Origin of the sequence: Nocardia sp. NPDC005998 (assembly GCF_040614395.1) — a bacterium.
Lineage (GTDB): Bacteria > Actinomycetota > Actinomycetes > Mycobacteriales > Mycobacteriaceae > Nocardia.
This window is the reverse complement of sequence record NZ_JBEXUI010000040.1, coordinates 36,143-59,802: the sequence shown is the minus strand read 5'-3', so window position 1 is coordinate 59,802 and position 23,660 is coordinate 36,143. Positions and strand designations below refer to the sequence as shown.

Below are 23,660 nucleotides of genomic sequence, written 5' to 3'. Positions count from 1 at the left end.
TTTCTCAATATGCCTAGTAGAAATATTTCCGATGCTCTCGTTGAGGTCAGGTGCATGTCTCGGTGGATGGGACTGGCTCCGGGCGCGTCGGCCTCGCGCCCATAGCGTCGAATTCGACACGGCGATCGAACCGACGCCGCAGAAAGGACGGACCTGCAGTGGGTCGACTCGATGACAAGGTCGCGCTGATCACCGGCGGAGCGCGCGGAATGGGCGCCGAACACGTCCGCCGCTTCGTCGCCGAGGGCGCGCGGGTGGTGTTCGGCGATGTCCTCGACGAGCAGGGCGAACAGCTCGCCGCCGAGACCGGCGCGCGCTATGTGCACCACGATGTGACCAGCGAGGCGGACTGGGCCGCCGCGGTGCGGAGCGCGGTGGACGAGTTCGGCGGACTCGATGTGCTCGTCAACAATGCGGGCATGCTGCGCTTCCAGCGCATCGCCGAGATGAGCCTGGCCGACTTCACCACCATCATGACGGTGAATGTCACCGGCACCTGGCTCGGTATCAAAACCGCCGCACCCGCCATGACCGGCGGTGGCGCCATCGTGAATATCTCCTCGGTCGAGGGCTTCATCGGCGCGGCGGGCCTCTCCGCCTACAGCGCGAGCAAGTTCGCGATTCGCGGACTCACCAAATCGGCCGCCCGTGAACTCGGCAAGGACGGAATCCGGGTCAACTCCATCCATCCCGGCGGCATCGCGACCCCGATGACGGCGGCGGCGGGCTCGGGCGTCGACGGCAACAGCTTCTTCGCCGGTCTGCCGATTCCGCGCTGGGGACAGTCCGGTGAGGTCTCCGAGGCGGTGGTCTTCCTGGCCTCCGATGCCGCGAGCTATTGCACCGGAACCGAGGTCGTCATCGACGGCGGCATGCTCACCGGCGCCGGTTACTAGGGAAGGAGAGCCAGATGTCTCAGGAATACACCTACGACGTCGTGGTCGTCGGCTCCGGCGCGGCGGGTATGACGGCCGCGCTCACCGCCGCCTATCGCGGGCTTTCGGTGGTGCTGATCGAAAAAAGCGGCAGCTTTGGCGGTTCCACCGCCCGCTCCGGCGGCGGTGTCTGGATTCCGAACAATCCGGTGCTGGTGCGCGAGGGTGTGCCGGACAATCCGGACCTGGCCCGGGTCTACCTGAAATCCGTTGTCGGCGACCGGATTCCGCAGGAGAAGCAGGACGCCTTCCTGGACAACGGGCCGCGGATGTTCACCTATCTCGGCGCGCGCACGAACCATCTCCAATTCGTCTATGACCGTGGCTATTCCGACTACCACCCGGAGCTGCCCGGCGGACTCGCGCAGGGCCGCAGTATCGAACCCGCGATCGTCGACGGCCGTCTGCTCGGCAAGGATATGGAGCTGATCAACCGGCCGACCATGTCGGGCCCGAAGGGCATCGCGTTCACCGTCAGCGACTTCCACGATCTGAATATGATCGCGCGGACCTGGAAGGGTAAGCGCACCGCGCTGAAGGTGGGCGCGAAGGCCGTGCTGAACCGCATTCGCGGGCGGCAGCCGCTGAGTCTCGGCAAGGCCCTGGTGGCGCGGCTGTGGCTGGCACTGCGCGACGCGGGTGTGCCGGTCTGGCTGAATACGCCACTCACCGATCTCATTACCGACGACGATGTGGTGGTCGGTGTGCGTGCCGAGCGCGACGGTGCGCCGATCGTTATCCGCGCGCGCCGCGGTGTTGTGCTCGCCGCTGGCGGTTTCGAGCACAACCTGGAGATGCGCGAGCGATTCTTCGCCGAGCCGGTCAGCACCGACTGGACCGTCGGCGCGACCGAGAATGTCGGCGACGGCATTGTGGCGGGTGAAAAGCTCGGCGCCGCACTGGATCTGATGGATGACGCCTGGTGGGGCCCCTCGGTGCGCAATCCGGACGGACCGCCGTTCTTCTGCCTGGCCGAACGCTCCCAGCCCGGCGCGATCATGGTCAATGACGCGGGCGAGCGGTTCACCAACGAATCGGCCAGCTACGTCGATGTGGTGCACACCATGTACGAGCGGCACGCCACCGGTGTCGGCCATGTGCCCGCACATTTCATCATGGACCAGCGCTTTCGCGATCGGTACCTGTTCCTGGGCACCTTCCCGAAACAGGCCATCCCACAGAAGTATTTCGACGCCGGAATCATCAAGAAGGCCGATACACTGGCCGAACTCGCCACCAAGATCGGCGTGCCGGCCGAAGCCCTGACCGCGACGGTCGAGCGCTTCAACGGCTTCGCGCGCGCCGGGCGCGACGAGGACTTCCATCGCGGCGAATCCGCGTACGACCGCTACTACGGCGACCCCACCATCACCCCGAATCCGTGCCTGGCGCCGATCGATCAGGGCCCGTTCTACGCGGTCGAGATGGTGCCCGGCGATCTGGGCACCAAGGGCGGTCTGGTCACCGACGAACACTCCCGGGTGCTGCGCGCGGACGGTGCGCCGATCCCCGGACTCTATGCGGCGGGCAACAATTCGGCCGCCGTCATGGGCAATAGCTACGCGGGCGCGGGCGCGACCATCGGTCCCGCCATGGTGTTCGGCTATATCGCCGCCCAGTACATCGCCGATCTCGAACATCCCTGAGGAGTATGACGTGGACAGAGTCGCAGGCAAGACCGTCATCATTACCGGCGGTGCGCGCGGCATGGGCGCCGCATTCGCCCGTCGCTTGGCGGCCGAGGGAGCCTCGGTCGTAATCGCGGATGTCCTCGCCGACGAGGGCAAGGCGGTGGCCGCCGAACTCGGTGACAGCGCGCTGTTCGTTCCGCTCGACGTCACCGACGAATCCGCGTGGGCGGCAGTTGTTGCCGAGGCCGAGCGCACCTTCGGACCGGTCTGGGGTCTGGTCAACAATGCGGGGATCGTGCATGTCGATCCGATCGAGCGGCTGGCGGAGGCGGACTACCGCCGCGTCATCGATGTGAACCAGGTCGGGGTCTTCCTCGGCATGAAGGCCGTTGTGCCGTCGATGCGCCGGGCCGGTGGCGGCTCGATCGTCAATATCTCCTCGATCGGCGGCATCATCGCCTTCAGCAATATCCTCGGCTATGTCGCGTCCAAGTGGGCGGTGCGCGGGATGACCAAGGCCGCCGCCCAGGAGTTCGGCGCCGACGGAATCCGAGTCAATTCGGTCCATCCCGGTGTCGTGGCCACCGAGATGACCGCCGACTCCGACCGCTCCAACTCGATGGTGCACGACCAGCCGCTCCCCCGTGCCGCGGCGCCGGGTGAGCTGGCCAACCTCGTGCTGTTCCTCATTTCCGACGAGTCCAGCTTCTGCACCGGCTCCGAATTCGTCGCCGACGGCGGCTACACCACCAAATAACCAAGGACACCTGCTGTGAAGAACTTTGAGGACAAGGTCGTCGTCATTACCGGCGCGGGTGCTGGCATCGGTCGCGCGCTCGCGCTGGAGTTGGCGGGCCAGGGCGCCAGATTGGCGTTGTCCGGGCGAAACCTGGCCAATGTCAGCGAAACCGTCGCACTGTGTGAACAGGCTGGGGCCGAGGCACGCGCCTATCGGCTCGATGTCACCGATCGCGCCGCCGTCTACGCACACGCCGACGAGGTCCGATCCGATTTCGGCCCGGCCAATCTCGTGGTCAACAATGCGGGCGTCTCGCTGACCGCCAATGTCGAGGAGTTGAGCTGGGAAGACTTCGAGTGGATCGTCGGCATCAATTTCTGGGGCGTCATGTACGGCACGAAAGCCTTTCTGCCGCAGGTCATCGCATCCGGTGACGGCCATATCGCCAATGTCTCCAGCATGTTCGGACTGGCTGCCTGTCCGAGCCAGGGCGCTTATAACGCAACCAAATTCGGTATCCGCGGCTTCACCGACGCACTGCGCCAGGAGATGAAGATCGCAGGTTACCCGGTCGGCGTCAGCAGCGTCCATCCCGGCATGATCAAGACCGACATCGCCTGGAAGGCCCGCGCGGGCGGCGACCGCGACCGCGACGCCCTGGCCGCCAACTTCGACAAATTGGCCAAGACGACACCCGAATCCGCCGCGAAGACCATCCTGCGCGGCATCCGCAAGGACAAGGCCAAGATTCTCATCGGTGCCGACGCCCGCGTAATCGATTTGCTGCCCCGAATTTTCGGCTCCGGCTACCAGCGCATCCTGACGGCGCAGATGAAAAAAGAAGTCGAGTGAGACCATGACCCGCTGGTGATTCGCACACCGACCACCGACTTCGTGCCCGCCGTTGCCGCAGCCCGCGCTGGCCGGGAGGTCGTGGCCTGCTCGGCGGGGCCCGATCTCCCGGGCACCGTCGGCGGCCTCGGCATGACGTGGGATTTGACCAGCACCGCCCCGCCTCGGCGGTCCTGCCCGACCTTTCGGCCTCGGCCGATGCGGTGCCGCTGATTCCGATTGCGGCACAGCATGTCCCGTTTCATCCGCTCGCGTGGGCCGCGCGCAGTAACTTCGCGCCGAGGTCGCGGAGCATTTCCGCCATCTCCGGTGGTTCCCTGACCTCGAATTCCAGGCCCAGGTGGGCGATTCGGAGGGCGGTCCATTCCAATGAGTCGGCAGTGGTGCGCAGGAGGCAGGTCTTGGTGTCGATCGGCTCGATTTCCTCGGGGCGGACGCGGAAGCTTTCGATCAGTTCCGGGGCCGGGGCGTGCACGATGAAGACGACTCGGCGTATCGGGCGGGATTCCGCGAGCGATTCGGTGACGAAGGCTGCGGCGTCCTCGGTGGGTAATTTCCTTGGCGTACTGCGTATTCCGATCGGTTGTGCGGATTCGATGCGGTCGACTCGGAAGGTGCGCCAGTCGGCGCGGTCGATATCCCAGGCGACCAGGTACCAGCGGCGGCCCGCGGAGACGAGGTTGTGCGGTTCGGCCAGTCGGCGGGTTTCGGTATCGCCCTTATCGCGGTAATGGAAGCGAATGCGTTCGCCGTCGCGGCAGGCGGCGGCCAGCACAACCAGGGTTTCGGGGTCGATGAGCGGTCCGGCCGCGGGTCCACCGAGCGAGAGCGTCGCGAACCGCACCGCCTCGACGCGGCGGCGCAGCCGGGTGGGCAGCACCTGCTCGAGTTTGACCAGCGCGCGTGCCGATGACTCGTCGATGCCCTCGACCGCGCCGAGTGCGGCATTGCGCAGCCCGAGCGTGATCGCGACCGCTTCGTCGTCGTCGAGCAGCAGCGGCGGGAGCGCGGTCCCCGCAGCCAGGCGGTAGCCGCCGATCGAGCCGAGGCTCGCGTGCACCGGATACCCCAATTCACGCAGCCGTTCGATATCGCGCCGCACCGTCCGCACAGTCACACCGAGGCGTTCGGCCAGTTCCGGACCGGTCCACTCGCGACGGGTCTGCAGTAGGGACAGCAGTTGCAGCAGGCGGGCGGCGGTTTCGGTCACAGCTCCCAGTATGACCCCCCAATGAGGACCGATCCTGACCTCATTCGGCTCTACCGTGGCGATTGTGAACGCAGACCGAGACACCATCCAGATCATCGGGGCCCGTGCCAACAACCTGCGCAATATCTCCCTGGCCATCCCCAAAGGCAAGATCGTCGTCTTCACCGGGGTATCCGGATCGGGCAAATCGTCGGTGGTCTTCGGCACCGTCGCCGTCGAATCGCAGCGCCAACTCAATGAGACCTTCACCTGGTTCATCCGTAACCGGCTGCCCAAGTACGAGCGGCCCGAGGCCGACGTGATCGACAATCTCGCGCCCGCGGTGGTGGTCGACCAGAAGCCGATCGGTGGCAACTCCCGCTCCACCGTCGGCACGATGACCGATATCCAGTCGATCATCCGAGTGCTGTTCTCGCGCTACGGCGAGCCCAGTGCCGGTGCGGCGACCCACTATTCGTTCAACGACCCATTGGGCATGTGCCCGGAGTGCGGCGGGCTCGGACATGTCGTGCGGCCGGATCTGGACAAGCTGCTCGATACCGACAAATCGCTCAATGCGGGCGCCATCAACTTCGCACCCTTCGCGGTGGGCACTTTTCAGTGGCAGCTCTATGCGGAATCCGGACTCTTCGATCCGGATATGCCATTACGCGATTTCACCGCCGAGCAATGGCAACTGTTCCTGCACGGCAACGGGTTCCGGGTGCCGCGACTCAATAGGACCGGATCGATGGGCAGCAATGCCTACGAGGGGCTGCTGGAACGTTTCGACCGGCTCTATATCAAACGCGACCTCGGTGCATTGAGCGATAAGAATCGCGCGGCCGCGACGGCAGTGATCAGCGAGGAGATCTGCCCGGAATGCGGTGGCGCACGACTGAACTCCGCCGCATTGGCGAGCCGGATCAATGGTCTCGGCATTGCCGAATACGGCCGCCTCGAGGTGTCCGACCTGATCGAGGTGCTGAGCGCACTCGCGCAGACCCCCGCCGCGCCGATCGCCGCTGCCGCCATTGCCCGGTTGCGGCGGATCGCGGAGGTGGGCCTCGGCTATCTCTCACTCGACCGTGAGACGTCCACGCTTTCCGGCGGTGAAGCCCAGCGGCTCAAGGTCGTTCGGCATCTCGGCTCCAGTCTCACCGGAATGACCTATATCTTCGACGAACCCAGCGTCGGCATGCACCCGCGCGATGTCGGGCGGCTGAACCAGCTGCTGATCCAGTTGCGGGACAAGGGAAATACCGTGCTGGTGGTCGAGCACTCCCCCGATGTCATCGCCGTCGCGGACCATATCGTGGATATGGGGCCGGGCGCGGGCGGACACGGCGGTCAGGTCGTCTTCGAGGGCGCGCTCACAAAGCTGCGTACCTCGGGCACACTGACCGGTGAGCGGCTGCGTCTCGTCCGGCCGATCAAGCGCGGCAACCGAACCCCGACCGGCTGGCTCACCGTCGCCGACGCAGACTCCTACAATCTGAAGAACGTCACCGCACGGTTCCCCACCGGTGTGCTCACCGCGGTCACCGGAGTGGCGGGTTCGGGCAAGAGCACCTTGGTGTCCTGCGCATTCGTCACCGCCTATCCGCAGACCATCGCCATCGACCAGTCGGCCATTGCCGCCTCCCGCCGCTCAAGTCCCGCCACCTACATCGGCATCATGGACCCGATGCGGCAATTGTTCGCCAAGGAATACGGCGTAAAGCCCGGCTTGTTCAGCTTCAACTCCGAGGGTGCGTGCGGCGAATGCGGCGGCGCTGGCGTTATTTTCACGGATCTGGCGTACATGGACCCGATCACCACCGTCTGCCAGAGCTGCCATGGCCGCCGCTACCGACCCGAGGTGCTCGGCTACACGATTCGCGGCGCATCCATCGCCGATATTCTGGATATGACGGCCGAGCAGGCGCTCGACTTCTGGAACGGCAACGCGGGCAGCAAGATTCACCTGCCGCTGCGTGCACTGAACGAGGTCGGCCTCGGCTACCTGACGCTGGGACGCTCGCTGAGTTCACTGTCCGGCGGTGAGCGCCAGCGCCTCAAACTCGCCGACCACCTGCACCGCAGGGGCGGCATCTACGTGCTCGACGAGCCGACGACCGGATTGCATATGGCCGACGTCGACACGCTGCTCGCACTGCTGGACCGACTGGTCGACGCGGGCAATACGGTGATCGTCATCGAACACGACTTGGAGGTGGTCAAGCGGGCCGACTGGGTGATCGATCTCGGGCCCGATGGCGGTAAGCACGGCGGCGAAATCGTCTTCACCGGAACTCCCACGGCACTGCTCGACGACCACCGCTCCATCACCGCCGACTACCTGCGGCGCAGCGTGACGCATTGATCGTGGACCCGGTCGGCGCGCTGAAGCGGCCAGGTTTGCCGCGGTGATCCGGTGAGCACATGCTCGCGGTTTTGATCAGCGCGAACGCCATCCGGTGGCTCGGGCCCACTCCTCCATGCACGCGAAGACCGCGGCAAACCGCCAGTCCTCGGCCAGGCTGGCCGGTGCGCTGGAGTGTCCGAGGCTTGTCGTGGTAGTCCGCGGATCCGGCGCCGCGATCGCTGCGGCACATCCTGCTGACCGGGACGTCCGGTACGCCGCAGCGCTACGCGGCGGCAATCTGGGATTGCGCTGCCCCGCGGCGCGCGGAAACGGGGCGGTATTCGCCAGGGCGATCGGACGGCCGAGCCTCGGTCCGGCGAACCGATGATCTGCCCTTGTCACCTGCTGGGTTGGTGGCTGTCGACAACGTGAGGAGTGACATGACGATCGGAGTGGAGTCGGTGGAGCGACCGGAGGCGGTCTTCGGAGGGCTCGATTCCGATCGGCACGCATCCATTGTCGAGCTCGATGGGACGTGTCGACTTTCGCGGGAGCGGATCGGCGGGAAGGCGTGGAGCGTCGATCACATGCGGGGGCTGGGACTGCCGGTGCCGCCAGCGTTCGTGCTGACGACCGAGGCCTGGGCGGAATTCGGAGCCAATGGCGGGGTGCTCGGTGCGGAGATCTGGGCCGGGGTACGCGAGGGTATCGCCGCACTGGAGCGTGGGACGGGACGGCGGTTCGGTTCCGAGCAGCGGCCGCTGCTGGTCTCGGTGCGTTCCGGGGCCGCGGTGAGCATGCCCGGAATGATGGATACCGTCCTGAATCTGGGGATGACCGACGCGGTCGAGCGGGCACTGACCGATGAGACCCGAAATCCGGTGTATGCCAGTGACACTCGGCGCAGGTTCAGCACCCAGTATCGGGAAATCGTGCTGGGCGATGCGAATGGCATTGTGCCCGAGGATCCGTGGGAACAGTTGCGCGGTGCCATCACCGCGGTGTTCCGATCGTGGGATTCCGCGCGCGCCAAGACCTATCGACGCACCCGTGGCGTTTCCGACACGCTCGGTACGGCGGTCACGGTGCAGGCCATGGTGTTCGGCAATCTCGACGCGCACTCGGGGACGGGCGTGCTGTTCAGCCGGAACCCGAATACCGGCGAACGCGCGGTCTTCGGTGAATGGCTGATCGGCGGACAGGGCGAGGATGTCGTGTCCGGGCGCACCACCCCGCGTCCGCTGGACGAACTCGCGGCGACGCTGCCCGATGTGCATCGGGAATTGCTCGCCGCCGCCGAACTCCTCGAGCGCGACGGCCGCGATATTCAAGACATCGAATTCACGGTCGAGTCCGGCCGGCTGTGGTTGTTGCAGTCGCGGCCGGCGAAGCGCTCCGCGCGCGCGGCGGTTCGCGCCGCCGTCGGGATGGTCGACGAGGGCCTCATCGATGTGAACGAGGCATTGCGCCGGGTCAGCGCCGACCAACTGCGGACGGTCCTGCGCCCCGCATCCGGCGATGACACCGGGCTGACCCCGCTCGCCCATGGTGAATCCGCCTGCCCCGGCCTCGCCGCCGGTGTGGTGGTCACCGATCCGGACGAAGCCGAAGCACGTTCCGCCGCTGGCGAACAGGTGATCTTGGCGCGCCCGACGACCAGCCCGGACGATCTGCACGGCATGATCGCGGCGCAGGCCATCGTCACCGAACTCGGCGGCGCGACCTCGCATGCCGCGCTGGTGAGCCGCGAACTGGGCCGCCCATGTGTTGTCGGCTGCGGCCCAGGGGTTGTCGAGGCGCTGGCCGGTCGCCTCGTCACCGTCGACGGCGGAGCGGGCACGGTCTGGCCGGGCCAGGTGGCCGGAAAGGCGGTGGATGCCGCGGTGCTCGAGGACGTCGATCGCCTGGCACAGTGGGCGCGGGTCGATGCCACCGGCCTGCCCGAGTTCCTGGCCGACCGCGATCGAACCGAATCCGCGTCAACAGCAGGGCATTCCGAGGCCGAAGTGTTGCGACTACCAGCAGCCCCTCCGGATACCGGCGCGCACAATGCCATCCAGGCGAAACCCGAGGTTTCCGAGCTCGCGATACTGCGCTTGATCGGCATCAAGGGCCGCGTGCAGCCGAACGCCGTCGCCGCGAGCCTCGATATCGCTGAGACCGAAGCCGTCTCCCGCAGTGGTGATTTCGTCACTCGCGGGCTATGTGCCAGCACACCGGTCGGCGTGCGATTGACCCCGCACGGCCGCGAACAACTGACCCAACTCTTGGCACACGAGCGCGCCGACATCGACCGGACCGTCATCGCCGCGGCCTACGATGAATTCTGCCAGTTCAATGCCGAGCTCAAAGAAGTCATCACGGCATGGCAGATGAAGGACGCGAGTACGGTGAACGATCACTCCGACCATGCCTATGACGCAGCGATTTTGGCGCGGCTCAGCACGCTGCACCACCGCGTCGCACCGCTGGTCGAACGCATCGGCGCGATCGCGCCCCGCCTCACGCCCTACACCGATCGGCTGACCCGCGCCGTCGAGCGCATGAACGGTGGCGACCACAGCTGGGTGGCCCGGCCGATCATGGACAGCTATCACACGGTGTGGTTCGAATTGCACGAAGACCTCATCGGCCTGTGCGGCCTGAGCCGCGCCGATGAAGCCGCCGCGGGCCGAGCCCACTAGCGCCATGTTCACCGATAATGCGCAGCGGCGATGGGTGGACTTCGCCGAAATCGACAATGTCCGCGACCTCGGCGGTCTTCCGGTAGTCGGCGGCGGCACCACCCGATTCGGCGTCGTCTACCGCGCGAGCACGCCCCAGCATCTCACTGAGGACGACCTGAGCAGACTCATCGGCCCGGTCGGCCTGCGCACCCTGATCGACCTGCGCAACCCGGACGAGGTGCTGCGCGAGGGCTACGGCAGGCTGACCGGCAATGCGGCCGTGCGGATGGTCAACCTGCCGGTGCGCAAGGCGAGCACCGTCGCCGCGACTGCCGCCGAACTCGTTCCCGACGGCAGACAATATGATCTCGTCGCCCTCTACCGCGAACTCCTCTCCGACAGTGGCGAATCCATCGTTGCGGCGGCACGCATCATTGCCGATTCCGCGCGTCACTCGGTCGTCTTCCATTGCGCCGCAGGAAAAGACCGCACCGGCGTGCTGGCGGCCGTGGTGCTGGATGCGGTGGGTGTGCCCGCCGAGGTGATCGCCGCCGATTACGCGCTCACCGGCGAACGGCTGGAACGCATTCGGCAACGCCTCGATGCGCTGCCGTCGTATCACGGACTGCCCCCGGTGCGTACCGGCATACTCGGGGTCGATCCCGATGTGATCATGCGGTTCCTCGACGAATTGCGCACCACGCACGGTGGCGCGGGCGAATGGCTGCGCGCACATGGCCTTTCCGCTGCCGAACTGGCTCAACTCCGCAAGGTACTCGTGGACGCCGACTAGCTCGAGTTTTAATACCTGAGGTCGTGTCCCAGTTTGATTCAGAAGCCTTTGCCGAGAATGGCGGCCGCTCGGTGCGACTGCTCCCGGAGCGCGCCAGCATTGTCATCGAACATATTGGCATGGAAGGTAATTCGCGCCACATCGGTAATGCCCGCGAACCGCAGCCAGTAGTCGAAGTACGTGGCGTGGAAGTCGACGCCGAATTCGTCCGGGCTGCTGGGGTGGTAGACGGCGGCCGTGTAGACGACAGCGGCCTTCTTGCCGGCGAGCAGGCCGCGGTAGCCGGTCTGCTGGTCGATGGCGAACAGCAGACCGTTCTGCGAGATCACGTCGATGAAATGCTTGAGGACATAGGGCAGCCCATGGTTCCACATGGGCACACTGAACAAGTAGTGCTCGTAGCTGTCGAAGCGGCGGAAGGTGTCCAGCACCCGATTCCAGCTCGTGTTCTGAGCGTCGGTGAGAGGAGTGCCGGTGAGGGCGTTCATCTTCGCCTGCGCGGCGGCTGGTCCCATGTCCGGCAGGTCGGTCTCCCAGAGATTCCATTCATCGATCACCGCGTCCGGATGCGCTTCCCGATAGGTGGCCAGGAAGCTGTCGGCCAATGCGATCGACTCTGACTGCTCGCCGCGCGGCGAAGCCGAGATGTGGAGCAAACGTGTCATGACCATCCTCGAGATGTCGGCGGGTGCTGGTTCAGCTGTAAATCTGTTCATAGAGACCGCGAATCTCGGCATCGGCCGGCACGCGCGGATTGTTGGCGGGTGAACCCGAGATCAGCGCCTGCTCGGCCATGACCGGGATCAGCTCATGCCACCGTTGTCTGTCGATGCCGTATGCCTCGGGCGTGGGCACCTGTAGGTCTCGGCACAGCTCGGTCAGCGCCGAGACGAGATTGCCTGCAGCGGTGGCGTTGCCGTCGAGGCTGGTGGCCACCCCGAACGCGCGGGCGCAGTCGGCGTAGCGGTCCGCTGCCGCTCCGACCGAGAACGCGGTGACGGCCGGCAGCAGCATGGCGTTGGAAAGACCGTGCGCGACACCGAAATGCGCGCCGATCGGCCGGCTCATCCCATGTACGAGCGCGACACTCGAATTCGAGAACGCCATCCCCGCGGTGGTGGCGGCGAGCATCATCTGCTCGCGGGCCTCGATATCGTCTCCGTCGGCGTAGGCGCGCCGCAGGACGCGGCCGATGGCTCCGACGGCGACGAGCGCGAGATTGTCGGCGAAGGGATTCGCCCTCCTGCTGACGTAGGCCTCGATGGCGTGGGTGAGCGCGTCCACGCCGGTGTCGGCCGTCAGCCGCGGCGGCATCGAGACCGTCAGCTCGTAGTCGATCACCGCGGCGACGGGCAGGAACGCGGGCCCGACACACAGCATCTTCTCGTCGCTATCGCTGTCGCTGATCACCGCGAATTGCGTTGCCTCCGAACCGCTTCCGGCGGTCGTCGGGACAGCGATGACCGGCAGCGCGGGGCCGACATTGGTGCGCGGAGCCTTGTAGTCGCGCATCTGCCCGCCCTGCCGGCCGAGCAAACCCAGCGCCTTGGCGGTGTCCATCGGACTGCCGCCGCCGAATCCGATCACCGAGTCCGAGCCGTGCTCGCGGATGGCGAGCAGGCCGGCGGCCAGCGAATCGGTGGTCGGATCGGGGACGGTATCTGGGAACAGCCTCGGTGACAGTCCGGCCGCCGTGAGGTCTTTGATCATTCGCTCCGCCGCGCCGGTACCGACGAGGAACGAGTCGGTGACCACGAGCGGGCGGGTCAGCCCGAGAGTTACAACCACGTCAGCGATTTCGCGGACTGCGCCGCCGCCGATGCGCAGGATGCGAGGTAGTGCGAGGTGTGCGATCACTGTTGATCTCCTTCCTACAGCGGTCGAGTCTCGTGCGACATGTCGCAGATCGCAAGCATCAAATCGGCACATTGCTGTGCGTATTCGCACAGAGCCGGTAGCATGCGTCGATGATCGATGCGGATGCCCTCCGGTACTTCCTCGAGGTTGCCCGAACCCGCCGGCTGGTGAGCGCCGGGCAGCGGCTAGGTGTCAATCACACGACGGTGAGCCGCCGAATCGCCGCGCTCGAGCGCTCACTCGGAATCCGCCTATTCGATCGGGCCCCGAGCGGATGGGTGCTCACCGACGCGGGGTACCGCCTGCTGGCCCACGCCGAGGCGGTCGAGTCGACCCTGCTGGCCGCCATGGAGAGCATTGCGGCGGGTGGCCGGTTGTCGGGCACGGTCCGGATCGCCACCCCGGATGGTTTCGGCGCGTTTCTCCTCGCACCGAATCTGGCCGAATTGTGCGCGCAGCATCCGGACCTCGATATCCAAATCGTCACCGCGACAAGGCAGGACGTCGTCGCGACCCGGGAATTCGATATCGCGGTCACCCTCGAGCCCCCGTCGCCGAGGTCCGTGGAAGTCAGCGAACTCGCGGACTACCGGTTGGGTTTGTTCGCGGCGCGCGGCTACCTTGCCGCGCATCCGCCCATCACTCGCGTCCCCGACCTGCGCGACCATCGTTTGATCGGCTATGTCGACGCGTTGCTCGACATTCCCGCCCTTCGGATTCTCGATGACATCCTGCCGGGCCATCGCGTGAGCATTCAGACCAATAACATCACCGGCCAGTGGAACGCCGTTGCCAGCGGCTTGGGCGTCGCCGTGCTGCCGCTCTATATCGGCGATTCCGATCCGCGGCTCGACCGCGTTCTCGCCGAGGAGGTCACGGTGACCCGGAAATATTGGCTGGTCGTGCCGCGGGACCTGCACCGGCTCGCCCGGGTGCGAACCGCGGTCGCGATGCTGCGCACCATCGTGGCGACCCACGACGGCCTGATACCTGGCACCTAAATAGTGACACCACATCTCAATGTCTCGGACCCCGCCTCGGCGGGGCCTGTCCCCGGCATCATGAGCGTATGGCAACGCGCGAGGTGGTGCGGGCCGGCGCGTTCGCGAGGGTGTACGACCCCAGTGCCGGTGAGCCGCACCCGTGGTACATCAACGACCACACCGTGGTTCGCGATGCATCGGGTCGCTGGCACCTGTTCGGCATCACCCATCCGGAACCGGCCGACCCGTTCCACGAAATCGAATTCGCCCACGCCACCGCACACCGGCTGCACGGACCATGGACCAAGCAGGCGCCCGCCCTGACCGTGGATCGCGATTACGGCGAGACACATCTGTGGGCACCGCATGTCATCGGCGTCGACGGCCGGTACTACATGTTCTACGCGGGCGGCGGCGTCGATCGGACCGCTGCCGCGATGAATCTGGCCACCTCGCGCGACCTGTACCACTGGACCCGCAGCCGGTCCGGGCCACTGTTCCGCGACGGCTACGACGCCAGGGATCCGATGGTTTTGCGGATCGGCGAGCAGTGGGTCATGTACTACTGCGCCACCAGCGCACCGCGCGGCGGTCACCATGTGGTCGCCTATCGCACCTCCGGGGACCTGGTGCACTGGGGCGATCGGCATATCGCCTATACAGACCCGAGTAGCGGCACCGAGGCGGGCAATACCGAATCGCCGTTCATCGTGCAGCACGGCGGCTGGTGGTACCTGTTCATCGGTCCACGCCCGCATTACCTCGGAACCGACGTATTCCGCAGCGACAGCCCTTACCAGTTCCGTATCGGCGACAAAGCGGGCCATATCGCCGCCCACGCCGCCGAACTCGTCCGCGACGATGACCGCTGGTGGATCACCAGCGCGGGCTGGGCCCAGGGCGGTGTGCATCTGGCACCGCTCACCTTCCCGAACCCGCCCTCCGTCACCGCGTCCGTCCCCCGCTGACCGCCCGGACCATATCCGCCACCAGCGCCCTGGTCTGCTCGAAGGTCGCCCCGGACACCGCGGGCGCGCCGACCACCGAGCGCATCACCCCCAGACCCAGCAGCACCGCACCGATCAATTCGGCGCGCAGGGCGGCATCGGGACCGTCCAGGCGCGCGGTCATATCCCGCAGGTAGCCATCGCAGAGCTGGGCGCGCAATTGGTCGCGCACGGCCGCATGGCCCGAAGACCGCAACATCGCCAGCAGCGGATGCTCACCACCGAAGGCGGGCCAATCCTCGAACACGACATCGCGCAGCAGCGCATCGACGATGGACACCACCGGTCGATGCGGGTCGGCAGCAACCCCTTTCGGGATCTCGAGGTACATCGCCTCGGCGTAGAGCTGCTCCTTGGAAACGAAGTAGCGGAACACCAGCGCCGGATCCACCCCGACATCACCTGCGATATCCCGGACGCCGGTGCGGTCGAATCCGATGGTGGCGAACCGGATTCGGGCGGCGTCCAGCAGTGCGGATCGGGTGGCGGCACGGTCGCGCCGACGGCCCGGCGCTGCGGTTTCGGTCATGAAGTCAGCGTAAGTCATCAGTTGTTGACTTGCCCGATCCACGCTTTCTAGCCTCGATATCACCGGCCGGTGACTCAACCGAAATTGACTCGAGGAGAAGCGATTCGATGCGCACCTACGTAATAACCGGCGGGACCGACGGCATGGGCAAGGGGCTGGGGCTGCACTTCCTCGGCCGCGGCGACCGGGTGTTCGCGGTGGCCAGCGGTGCGGCCAAAGGCGCCCGGTTCCTGAGCGAGGCCGCCGCGCTCGGCGCCGCCGACCGGGCCGTCTTCGTACAGGCCGATCTCAGCACGGTCGCCGGGATGCGAAAGGTGCTCGCTGAGGTCGAGGCCGTCACCGACACCGTCGACGGGCTGGTATTCGGCGCGCAGAACTTCCGGTCGGTACGCCAGGAGACCGCCGACGGTTTCGAATACACCTTCGCACTGTTGTATCTGAGCCGGTATGTCCTCGGGCACGGACTGTTCGACGCACTCGAACGCGCCACCGTACCGGTCATCATGAATATCGCGGGCCCCGGTGGACTGCCCGGCACCATCGAATGGGATGACCTGCAACTGCGCGACGGCTATCGCGGTATGCGTGCGTCCATGCAGTCCTCGCGCTGCATCGACCTGCTCGGCGCGCAATTTCCGCAACGCCATCCCGGGGCACGCACCCGATATGTGCTCTACAACCCGCTGATGGTGCGCACCGCCATGGCCGATCCGCTGCCAATGATGCACCGTCTGCTCACCAAGGCGTGGCTGCTGGTGGCCGGGCAACCGGTGCACAAGGCCATCGTCCCCATCGCTGAGCTGATCGACCATCCGCCGACCGAACCGCTCGCGGCCTTCCGGCGCCGCACGCGACTGCCCCTGGCTGGCACGGACTTCGATCCGGCCCGGGCCCGGCGCCTGGACGCGATCACCGCGGAGCTGGTCGACGACCGAACATCACCGGTGGATAACGACCGCTGACCCGCTGACCCGAAGCCGACCACCCGCCACCCCCTCCGGATGGATAATCCTGGAGGGGGCCTGCGCGTTGGGAGGCGGTCGCGATGGCGCGGATCGGGGTTATGAGCATTTCCGATGGGCGTGACTACGTGCACGCCGGCATCGCGGAATTCATCGAATCGACGGAGGATCGGCTGGTCGCCGGATTGCAGGCGGCCGGACACGAGGTGGTCCGCGGCGCGGCGCCGATCAGTACGAACGCATTGGCCGGATCGGTGGCCCGCGAAGTGGCCGCCGCCGGTGTGGATCTCACCGTGCTGCACTACGCGGTGTGGGCATTCCCGCACTTCACCATGCTGGCCGCGGGGGCAACGCCGGGGCCGCTACTGCTGCTGTCCAATATCGATCCGGTGCAGCCCGGCATGGTCGGCATGCTGGCCGCGGGCGGTGCACTCGATCAGATCGGCCGCGCGCACGCCCGGTTATGGGGCGATCCGGCCGATACCGAGCTGATCGCGGCGATCGGCATCCATGCCACCGCGGCGGCGGCCGTATCCAGTTTGCGCGGTAGCACTTTCGGGCGCTTCGGCGGTCGGCCGATGGGGATGAATACGGCCGTGGCCAATACCGATCAGTGGCAGCGCATGTTCGGCGTCGATGTCGAGGAAATAGACCAGTGGGAGATCGTGCGCCGCGCCGAATCGGCCGATGCCGGGGAGGCGAAGGGGGCGCGCGAGTGGTTGGAGCGCAATACCGCTGGTGTGCACTACGACGGCGTGAAACTCACCCCGGAATTGCTGGAACGACAGATCCGCTCATATCTGGCGGTGCGCGAACTGATCGCCGAATGGCGCCTGGACTTCTCCGGTATCAAGGGTCAGCCCGAACTCACCCAATACTTCGCGACCATGGATATCACCGAGGCGTTCCTCAATGATCCCTACGATTGGAACGGCCCCAAACAACCCCATGTGTGCGCGACCGAAGCAGATATGGACGGCGCGCTCACCATGCAGCTGCTCCATCGAATCGCGCACACCCCGGTGCTCTTCGCCGATGTCCGGCACTATCACGCGGACCGCGATATCTGGGATCTGTGCAACTCCGGCCAACACGCCACCTGGTTCGCGGCCCGCAGCGAGGATCCGCACGAAAACCTGGCCAATGTGCACCTATATCCGGAGGTGTTCTTCTTCCCGGCGGGCGGTGCCTCCGTGCACCATCTGGCCGCACCCGGCCGCATGACCCTGGCCCGCCTCACCCGCAAGGACGGCGACTATCGAATGCAGTTGATGCTGGGCGATTTCGAAACCTACGACCCGGCGACCAACGAAGCATTGATGAAGCAGTCCACCTGGGAATGGCCACATGCCTTCGCCCGCTTGGACGCACATGCCGGAGATTTCCTGTCCCGCTTCGGCGCCAACCATATTCACGCGGTTCCCGGCGATCATCGGGCCCCGGTCCGAGCCGCCTGCGATCTCCTCGATATCACCGTCGACGAATTCACCCGATGACGAGCTCCACGAACAGGAGGGCCGGATATGTTCCTCGGAGTTGATATCGGAACCTCCAGTTCCAAGGGCGTGCTGGTCCGGCCGGACGGCACCGTCATCGCCAGATCCGAATGTACGCACGGCGTTTCGACGCCGCGACCGGGTTGGGTCGAACATGATGCCGAAGGGATTTGGTGGGCGGAATTCTGCGCGATCATCCGCGAACTCCTCGATGCGGCCGGCGGCGCGCCCCTCGACGCACTCGGCGTATCCGGGATCGGCCCCTGCCTGCTGCCCGCCGACGCCAACGGAACTCCGCTGCGCCCGGCCATCCTGTATGGCGTAGATACCAGGGCTACCGCCGAAATCGCCGAACTGAACCGGGAATTCGGCGCAGCCGCGGTGCTCGAGCGCGGTGGTTCCCCTTTGACCAGCCAGGCCGTCGGCCCCAAATTGCGCTGGCTGGCCCGCCATGAGCCACAGGTCGCGGCCCGCACCACCATGCTGTTGATGGCGAGTTCATTTCTGGTGCATCGACTTACCGGCCGCTATGTGCTCGACCATCAATCGGCGAGCCAGTGCGTGCCGATATATGACCTGCGCCAACGCAATTGGGCGTGGGACTGGGCGGCTGCCGTCGCACCGGGTCTGGCATTGCCCGAATTGTTCTGGCCCACTGAGATTGTCGGACGGGTGCGCGCGGCCGCCGCAGCAGCAACCGGACTACCCGCCGGACTCCCGGTCACCACCGGAACCATCGACGCCTGGGCCGAGGCCGCCAGCGTCGGCGTCCGCGCACCCGGCGATGCGATGATCATGTACGGCACCACCATGTTCCTCGTGCAGGTGCTCACCGATCCGCGACCGCATCCCGGACTGTGGCTCACCTGCGGAGCCTGGCCGGGCACCTACACATCGGCGGCGGGCATGGCGACCTCGGGCGCGGTCACGGATTGGCTGCGCAGACTCGTCGGCGGCGACTTCGCCGAACTCGTGGCCGAGGCCGCCGAGGTCCCCGCGGGCAGTCGCGGCCTGCTCGTGTTGCCCTATTTCGCGGGCGAGCGCACACCGCTGTTCGATCCGGACGCCAGGGGCATAATCGCCGGTCTCACCCTCGGACACGGACGTGCGGAGCTGTATCGGGCGGTGCTGGAGGGCATTGCCTACGGCGTGCGGCACAACCTCGAGGCAATGACCGCCGCGGGCGGGCAGGCGCAACGGCTGGTCGCGGTAGGCGGCGGCACCAAGGGCGGGCTCTGGACCCAGATCGTCACCGATGCGACCGGCCTGCCGCAGCAACTCCCGGCCGATACCGTCGGGGCCTGCCTCGGCGACGCCCTGCTCGCGGCGGCGGCCGTCGGCGTCGATACCGCGGGCTGGAACCCCGTCATCGGCGTGGTGGAACCCGATCCGGAGCGCGGAGCAATTTACGCTGCGTACTACCAGCGCTACCGCGAGATGTACGAGTCCACCAGGCATATCGCGCATTTCCTTGCGGCGGAACAGCACCGATCCGCACCTCCCCCATAAGCCCGTGCCTGTGCGAGGATGCAATGTTGCCGATAGGACAGTGATCGCGAGGGATCTCGATGCCGACCATGACCCTGACCCGAAATAACTTCGACGCGACCGTCGCGAACAGTCATATCGTGCTGATCGACTGGGGCGCGCAATGGTGTGAGCCATCGCGCCGCTTCGCCGAAGTCTTCGAGGCATCCTCGGATCTGCACCCCGAGATCGTCTACGGCACGGTCGATATCGACGTCGAACAGCAGCTGACCCAGGTGGCCAAGATCGAGGCCTATCCGACCCTCATGGCCTTCCGCGAGGGCCTGCTGGTGTATTCGGAGGCCGGATCGATGGCCGCCGAATCGATGGAGGAACTGGTGCAGCAGATCCTCTGGCTGGATATGGACCAGTTCCGGCGCGAGCTGGCCGAGCTCTCGGCCAGCGTGTCGGTCGGCGAGCCCGAACAGCCGCAGACCGGCTTCACCTACCAGAAGCGCGCGGGCCACGCGGCGGTGACCGACCGATACGGCTGGCCGGGGCTGTGAGCACGCCGGGGTCGGAACTCTGGCGCCTGGATGCTGCGCGCACCCGCTCGATCAGTGCGGAGAATCCGACCGGTGCCCCTGGTGCGGGTGCTCGCGCGACCGATGGCACCGGCGCACACGCGGCGCGGCTGCTCGGCCCCGGCTGGAAAGTCTCACCCTCCATTCACCTGGCGGCGGGCGAAACCGCAACGCTGGCAGATATTTCCGGCCCCGGTGTACTCCGGCACTGCTGGCTCACCACGGACCGCAGCGCGCTGGGGTTGATCACCCTGCGCATGTATTGGGACGCCGAGCCGCAGCCCGCGATCGAGCTGCCGCTCGGCGACTTCTTCTGCAATGGCTGGGACGAATTGGCGCTGGTGCGATCGGAAATGGTGGTCGTCGCCCCGGCCGGAGGCCTGAACAGCTACTGGCCCATGCCTTTTCGCGCGCATGCCAGGATCACCCTGCACAATGGTGGTGCGCGTGCGGTTCCGGTCTACTACCAGTTCACCTACACCGAGCAGGACGTCCCTGCGGACGCCGGATATCTGCACGCGCTGCGTCGCACCGGCACACCGCTGGGCGCGCCCGCCGTGCACACCATCCTCGACACGGTGCCCGGACCGGGCCGATATGTCGGCACCTACCTGGCCATCCGGCCGGGCGCACCGGGCTGGTGGGGTGAGGGCGAGCTGAAGTTCTACCTCGACGGCGACACCACCCATCCGACGCTGTGCGGCACCGGCACCGAGGACTACTTCGGCGGCGCCTGGAACTTCGACCTCGACGGCGCGTACCGCACCTATTCGACGCCCTACCTCGGACTGCACCAGGTGCTGCCGTCGGATGAGATCTACCGGCCACAGCAGCGATTCGGCATGTATCGCTGGCATATCCGCGATCCGATCTGCTACCAGCGGGAGTTGCGCGTGACAATGCAGGCGCTCGGCTGGCATGACGACGGCACGTACCTGCCGCTGGAAAACGCGGATATCGCGACGACGGCGCTGTGGTATCAGGGCCCAGTGCGGGGTATCAGGGCCTAGTGCGGGCTCAGGTCCTCGTCATCCGGCAGTTCCATCGCGAGTAGCTCATCGGCGCGGGACAGGGCATCGTCCATCGCCGATTCGATGCCATCCATCACCGACAACCCGTCCAGCAGGCCGGACAACTCGCGACGGGTGGCTTCCAATTCCGCGACCGCCGGGTCGACGCGGTACCACCCGACGCCAGCACACCACCAAGGGTCCTCGTCGATCCACGCCCACATCACATCGCGCACCAGCCGGGCGTCGGGGGTGTAGATCTGGAAGCAGTCGTCCGCCCCGTCCGCGCGGTGCTCCAGTTCGTAGACGTTGTCGGGCAGCAGGCGAGCCTGGATGTAGGCGTGCTCGCCGCGGCTGACCACGATCGCGGGGCAGTCGAGGTCGGGTGGCGCGTGCAGCAGATCGTCCAGCAGCGGATCCGTCAGGGCGGGCAATGTGGTTCCGTCGCCCGTGCGGACGTGCACGTCGGCGTGCCGGTCCGGGTCGTCGCTCACCGCGACAGTCTGCCTCATCCGGGAATCCGCGGTGCGGCGGGGCGAAATGCCACGCGATGCCGGTGTCCGGGTGCAAGGTAGTGCTATGCGTGCGGTCGTGATCGAGACGCCAGGGAATTTCTCGGTGCGGACGGTGCCGGATCCGACACCCGGTCCCGGCCAGGTCGTGGTCCGGGTGGACGCGGTCGGAATCTGCGGTACCGATGTGCACATTGTCGACGGCGAGTTCCCGCCGACGCCCTATCCGATCGTGCCGGGCCACGAGTTCGCCGGTGCCACCGCGACCACCGCCGACGAATTCGACCGCCCGCAGGGCTGGGAGGTGGTCATCGACTGCACCGGCGCGATCGCCGCCATCGAGGATGGGCTCGGACGGGTGCGCCGAGGCGGGGTGTTCCAGCAGTTCGGCGTGGCGCCGGGGGCGGCGACCGCATCGATTTCGCCGTTTCGGATCTACCACGACGAGATCACCATCGTGGGTTCGATGGCGGTGCTGCACAGTTTCGGGCGCGCGGTCGAACTGATGGGCAAGGGGGTGATCGATGCCGACACCATGATCACCCACGGCTTCGGTTTGCCCGAATTCGCCGATGCGCTACAGACTTTCCGTGACGGCACCGGTCGCAAGATCCAGATTCGACCGGATCGGGATTCCGGCGGGGTGTCCGCCTGATGGCCACCGTCGTCGGAGTCGACAGCTCCACCCAATCCTGCAAGGTCGTTCGCTGTGATGCCGATACCGGCGAGATCTTGGCGCAGGCATACGCCCCGCACCCGGATGGCACCGAGGTTTCCGCGGAATCCTGGTGGCAGGCACTGTGTTCGGCGGGCGACGGATTGCTCGATCGGGCCGATGCAGTGGCGGTGGCGGGTCAGCAACAGGGGCTGGTCGCACTCGACGCCGACGGCCGGCCGGTACGGGATGCGTTGCTGTGGAACGATATTCGCTCGGCACACGCGGCCGAGGAGTTGATCGCCGAACTCGGCGGCCCGCAGGCATGGGCCGATGCCGTCGGCAGTGTGCCGCTGGCCGCGTTCATCGTCGCCAAACTGCGCTGGCTGGCCGATCAGGAACCCACACACGCCGACCAGACACACCGCGTGCTGCTGCCACACGACTATCTCACCTGGCGGCTGCGAGGTGGGCCATCCGATCGCACGGTCGAACCGACCACCGACCGCGGCGAGGCGTCGGGCACCGGCTACTGGTCGCCCGCAACCGGGGCCTATCGCAAAGACCTCCTGGCGCTTGCTTTCCGGGGCCGCACGCCGGAACTCCCCCGCGTCGCCGGACCGGCCGAAGTGGTCGGACGCACCCCCACCGGCGCGCTGGTCGCGGCGGGCACCGGTGACAATGCCGGCGCCGCACTCGGGTTGGGCATCGAGTACGGTGACGTCGTGATGTCACTGGGCACCAGCGGCACGGTCTACACCCGGGCCGCAGCGCCCAGCGCCGACGCCGCCGGAGCAATCGCCGGATTCGCCGATGCGACCGGCGCTTTCCTGCCGCTGGTCTGCACGCTCAATGCCGCCCGGATACTGGATTCCACCGCCGCCCTGCTCGGCGTGGACCTGCCCGGGTTGGAAACCCTTGCGCGCCAGGCACCCCCGGGCGCGGAAGGGGTGGTATTCCTGCCCTACCTGTCCGGGGAACGCACCCCGAATCTGCCGCACGCCACCGGCAGTCTGCACGGTCTGCGACCGGAAACCCTGCGCCCCAGCCATATTGCCCGCGCGGCGTTCGAGGGCATGCTCTGCAATATGGCCGACGCGCTCGACCGCCTGCGCGCCATCGGAATACCGATCCACCGCGTACTGCTCATCGGCGGTGCGGCCCGCTCCCGTCTGGTCGCCGAACTCGCCGCCCAGATCATCGGGGTCACGGTTATCGTGCCCGAGCCGAACGAGTACGTTGCGCTCGGAGCCGCCCGGCAGGCGGCATGGGCCCTCGGCGGCTCGGAGCGGCCACCGCAGTGGACCGCACGCACCGCCGCCGAGGTTCACGTATCCGGCGACGGCGGGGCGATCGGTCGGCGCATCCGAGCCGAGTACGAGCGCGCACAACGGACCGTCTTCGCTCGATGAGAACGCCGCCTAGCAGCGCAAATACCACAGCGCG

21 protein-coding genes are annotated in these 23,660 nt (G+C 66.6%); 16 read left to right on the top strand and 5 right to left on the bottom strand.

Annotated features, from left to right (window positions below):
* The first annotated feature begins 158 nt into the window (after positions 1-158).
* Genes ABZ293_RS34850 through ABZ293_RS34835 form a run of 4 tightly spaced genes read left to right on the top strand, consistent with a single transcriptional unit; the run spans position 159 to position 4,157 of the window.
* Positions 159-896 carry a glucose 1-dehydrogenase gene (locus ABZ293_RS34850; RefSeq protein ID WP_355187757.1) on the top strand — a complete coding sequence of 246 codons (738 nt, stop codon included), beginning with the start codon at positions 159-161 and terminating at the stop codon, positions 894-896.
* Between the two features lie 14 nt (positions 897-910).
* The gene (gene kstD / locus ABZ293_RS34845) at positions 911-2,581 is read left to right on the top strand and encodes a 3-oxosteroid 1-dehydrogenase (RefSeq protein WP_355187755.1); all 1,671 of its coding nucleotides are present in this window, start codon (positions 911-913) and stop codon (positions 2,579-2,581) included.
* 10 nt (positions 2,582-2,591) lie between these two features.
* Positions 2,592-3,323, top strand: coding sequence for a glucose 1-dehydrogenase (locus ABZ293_RS34840; RefSeq protein ID WP_354956199.1), 732 nt, complete (start codon positions 2,592-2,594; stop codon positions 3,321-3,323).
* Between the two features lie 15 nt (positions 3,324-3,338).
* Complete coding sequence (locus ABZ293_RS34835) at positions 3,339-4,157, top strand: SDR family NAD(P)-dependent oxidoreductase (protein ID WP_355187754.1); 819 nt, start codon at positions 3,339-3,341, stop codon at positions 4,155-4,157.
* A gap of 241 nt (positions 4,158-4,398) precedes the next feature.
* On the opposite strand, the gene ABZ293_RS34830 is transcribed toward ABZ293_RS34835, so the two are convergent.
* Positions 4,399-5,367 carry a YafY family protein gene (locus ABZ293_RS34830; protein ID WP_355187752.1) on the bottom strand — a complete coding sequence of 323 codons (969 nt, stop codon included), beginning with the start codon at positions 5,365-5,367 and terminating at the stop codon, positions 4,399-4,401.
* 64 nt (positions 5,368-5,431) lie between these two features.
* Between ABZ293_RS34830 and ABZ293_RS34825 the strand changes: the two genes are divergently transcribed.
* The 3 genes from ABZ293_RS34825 to ABZ293_RS34815 all read left to right on the top strand — a co-directional run bounded on the left by ABZ293_RS34825 (position 5,432) and on the right by ABZ293_RS34815 (position 11,152).
* A complete protein-coding gene (locus ABZ293_RS34825; protein WP_355187750.1) occupies positions 5,432-7,711 on the top strand; it encodes an excinuclease ABC subunit UvrA in 2,280 nt (759 codons plus the stop codon).
* 422 nt (positions 7,712-8,133) lie between these two features.
* Positions 8,134-10,377, top strand: a complete 2,244-nt coding sequence (locus ABZ293_RS34820) for a pyruvate, phosphate dikinase (RefSeq protein ID WP_355187749.1) — start codon at positions 8,134-8,136, stop codon at positions 10,375-10,377.
* Positions 10,378-10,381: 4 nt separating this feature from the next.
* Positions 10,382-11,152: a tyrosine-protein phosphatase gene (locus ABZ293_RS34815; RefSeq protein ID WP_355187747.1), complete on the top strand. Its 771-nt coding sequence runs from the start codon at positions 10,382-10,384 to the stop codon at positions 11,150-11,152.
* A 38-nt stretch (positions 11,153-11,190) separates the two neighbouring features.
* Here ABZ293_RS34815 and ABZ293_RS34810 read toward each other — a convergent pair whose 3' ends face one another.
* The gene (locus tag ABZ293_RS34810; RefSeq protein ID WP_355187745.1) at positions 11,191-11,817 is read right to left on the bottom strand and encodes an NAD(P)H-dependent oxidoreductase; all 627 of its coding nucleotides are present in this window, start codon (positions 11,815-11,817) and stop codon (positions 11,191-11,193) included.
* Between the two features lie 31 nt (positions 11,818-11,848).
* Entirely contained in the window at positions 11,849-13,009 is a 1,161-nt protein-coding gene (locus ABZ293_RS34805) for an iron-containing alcohol dehydrogenase (protein WP_355187743.1), read from the bottom strand.
* Positions 13,010-13,119: 110 nt separating this feature from the next.
* Here ABZ293_RS34805 and ABZ293_RS34800 point away from each other — a divergent pair, with 110 nt between their 5' ends.
* Positions 13,120-14,010 (top strand): LysR family transcriptional regulator, encoded by an 891-nt coding sequence (locus ABZ293_RS34800; protein ID WP_354956184.1) that lies wholly within the window; start codon positions 13,120-13,122, stop codon positions 14,008-14,010.
* A gap of 68 nt (positions 14,011-14,078) precedes the next feature.
* Positions 14,079-14,960 carry a glycosyl hydrolase family 32 gene (locus ABZ293_RS34795; RefSeq protein WP_355187741.1) on the top strand — a complete coding sequence of 294 codons (882 nt, stop codon included), beginning with the start codon at positions 14,079-14,081 and terminating at the stop codon, positions 14,958-14,960.
* Here the strand turns inward: ABZ293_RS34795 and ABZ293_RS34790 are convergent.
* On the bottom strand, positions 14,938-15,528 hold the full coding sequence (locus tag ABZ293_RS34790) for a TetR family transcriptional regulator (protein WP_355187739.1): 591 nt from the start codon (positions 15,526-15,528) through the stop codon (positions 14,938-14,940). The two genes, ABZ293_RS34795 and ABZ293_RS34790, sit on opposite strands and share 23 nt — an antisense overlap.
* 107 nt (positions 15,529-15,635) lie before the next feature.
* Between ABZ293_RS34790 and ABZ293_RS34785 the strand changes: the two genes are divergently transcribed.
* From ABZ293_RS34785 to ABZ293_RS34765, 5 genes are all read left to right on the top strand, one after another.
* Positions 15,636-16,490: an SDR family NAD(P)-dependent oxidoreductase gene (locus ABZ293_RS34785; RefSeq protein ID WP_355187737.1), complete on the top strand. Its 855-nt coding sequence runs from the start codon at positions 15,636-15,638 to the stop codon at positions 16,488-16,490.
* Between the two features lie 83 nt (positions 16,491-16,573).
* Positions 16,574-17,986, top strand: coding sequence for an L-fucose/L-arabinose isomerase family protein (locus tag ABZ293_RS34780; protein ID WP_355187735.1), 1,413 nt, complete (start codon positions 16,574-16,576; stop codon positions 17,984-17,986).
* 27 nt (positions 17,987-18,013) lie between these two features.
* Positions 18,014-19,495 carry an FGGY-family carbohydrate kinase gene (locus ABZ293_RS34775; protein WP_355187733.1) on the top strand — a complete coding sequence of 494 codons (1,482 nt, stop codon included), beginning with the start codon at positions 18,014-18,016 and terminating at the stop codon, positions 19,493-19,495.
* Positions 19,496-19,554: 59 nt separating this feature from the next.
* Complete coding sequence (locus ABZ293_RS34770; RefSeq protein ID WP_355187732.1) at positions 19,555-20,019, top strand: thioredoxin family protein; 465 nt, start codon at positions 19,555-19,557, stop codon at positions 20,017-20,019.
* Positions 20,016-21,047, top strand: coding sequence for a glycoside hydrolase family 172 protein (locus ABZ293_RS34765; RefSeq protein ID WP_355187730.1), 1,032 nt, complete (start codon positions 20,016-20,018; stop codon positions 21,045-21,047). Before ABZ293_RS34770 ends, ABZ293_RS34765 begins: the two co-directional genes overlap by 4 nt.
* Here the strand turns inward: ABZ293_RS34765 and ABZ293_RS34760 are convergent.
* Positions 21,044-21,559 (bottom strand): hypothetical protein, encoded by a 516-nt coding sequence (locus ABZ293_RS34760; protein ID WP_355187728.1) that lies wholly within the window; start codon positions 21,557-21,559, stop codon positions 21,044-21,046. The genes ABZ293_RS34765 and ABZ293_RS34760 overlap by 4 nt on opposite strands.
* Positions 21,560-21,626: 67 nt before the next feature.
* On the opposite strand from ABZ293_RS34760, the gene ABZ293_RS34755 reads away from it, so the two are divergent.
* Together ABZ293_RS34755 and xylB are read left to right on the top strand one after the other, a co-directional pair.
* Complete coding sequence (locus tag ABZ293_RS34755; protein ID WP_355187726.1) at positions 21,627-22,214, top strand: alcohol dehydrogenase catalytic domain-containing protein; 588 nt, start codon at positions 21,627-21,629, stop codon at positions 22,212-22,214.
* On the top strand, positions 22,214-23,626 hold the full coding sequence (gene xylB, locus ABZ293_RS34750) for a xylulokinase (RefSeq protein WP_355187724.1): 1,413 nt from the start codon (positions 22,214-22,216) through the stop codon (positions 23,624-23,626). Before ABZ293_RS34755 ends, xylB begins: the two co-directional genes overlap by 1 nt.
* Positions 23,627-23,660 lie beyond the last annotated feature (34 nt).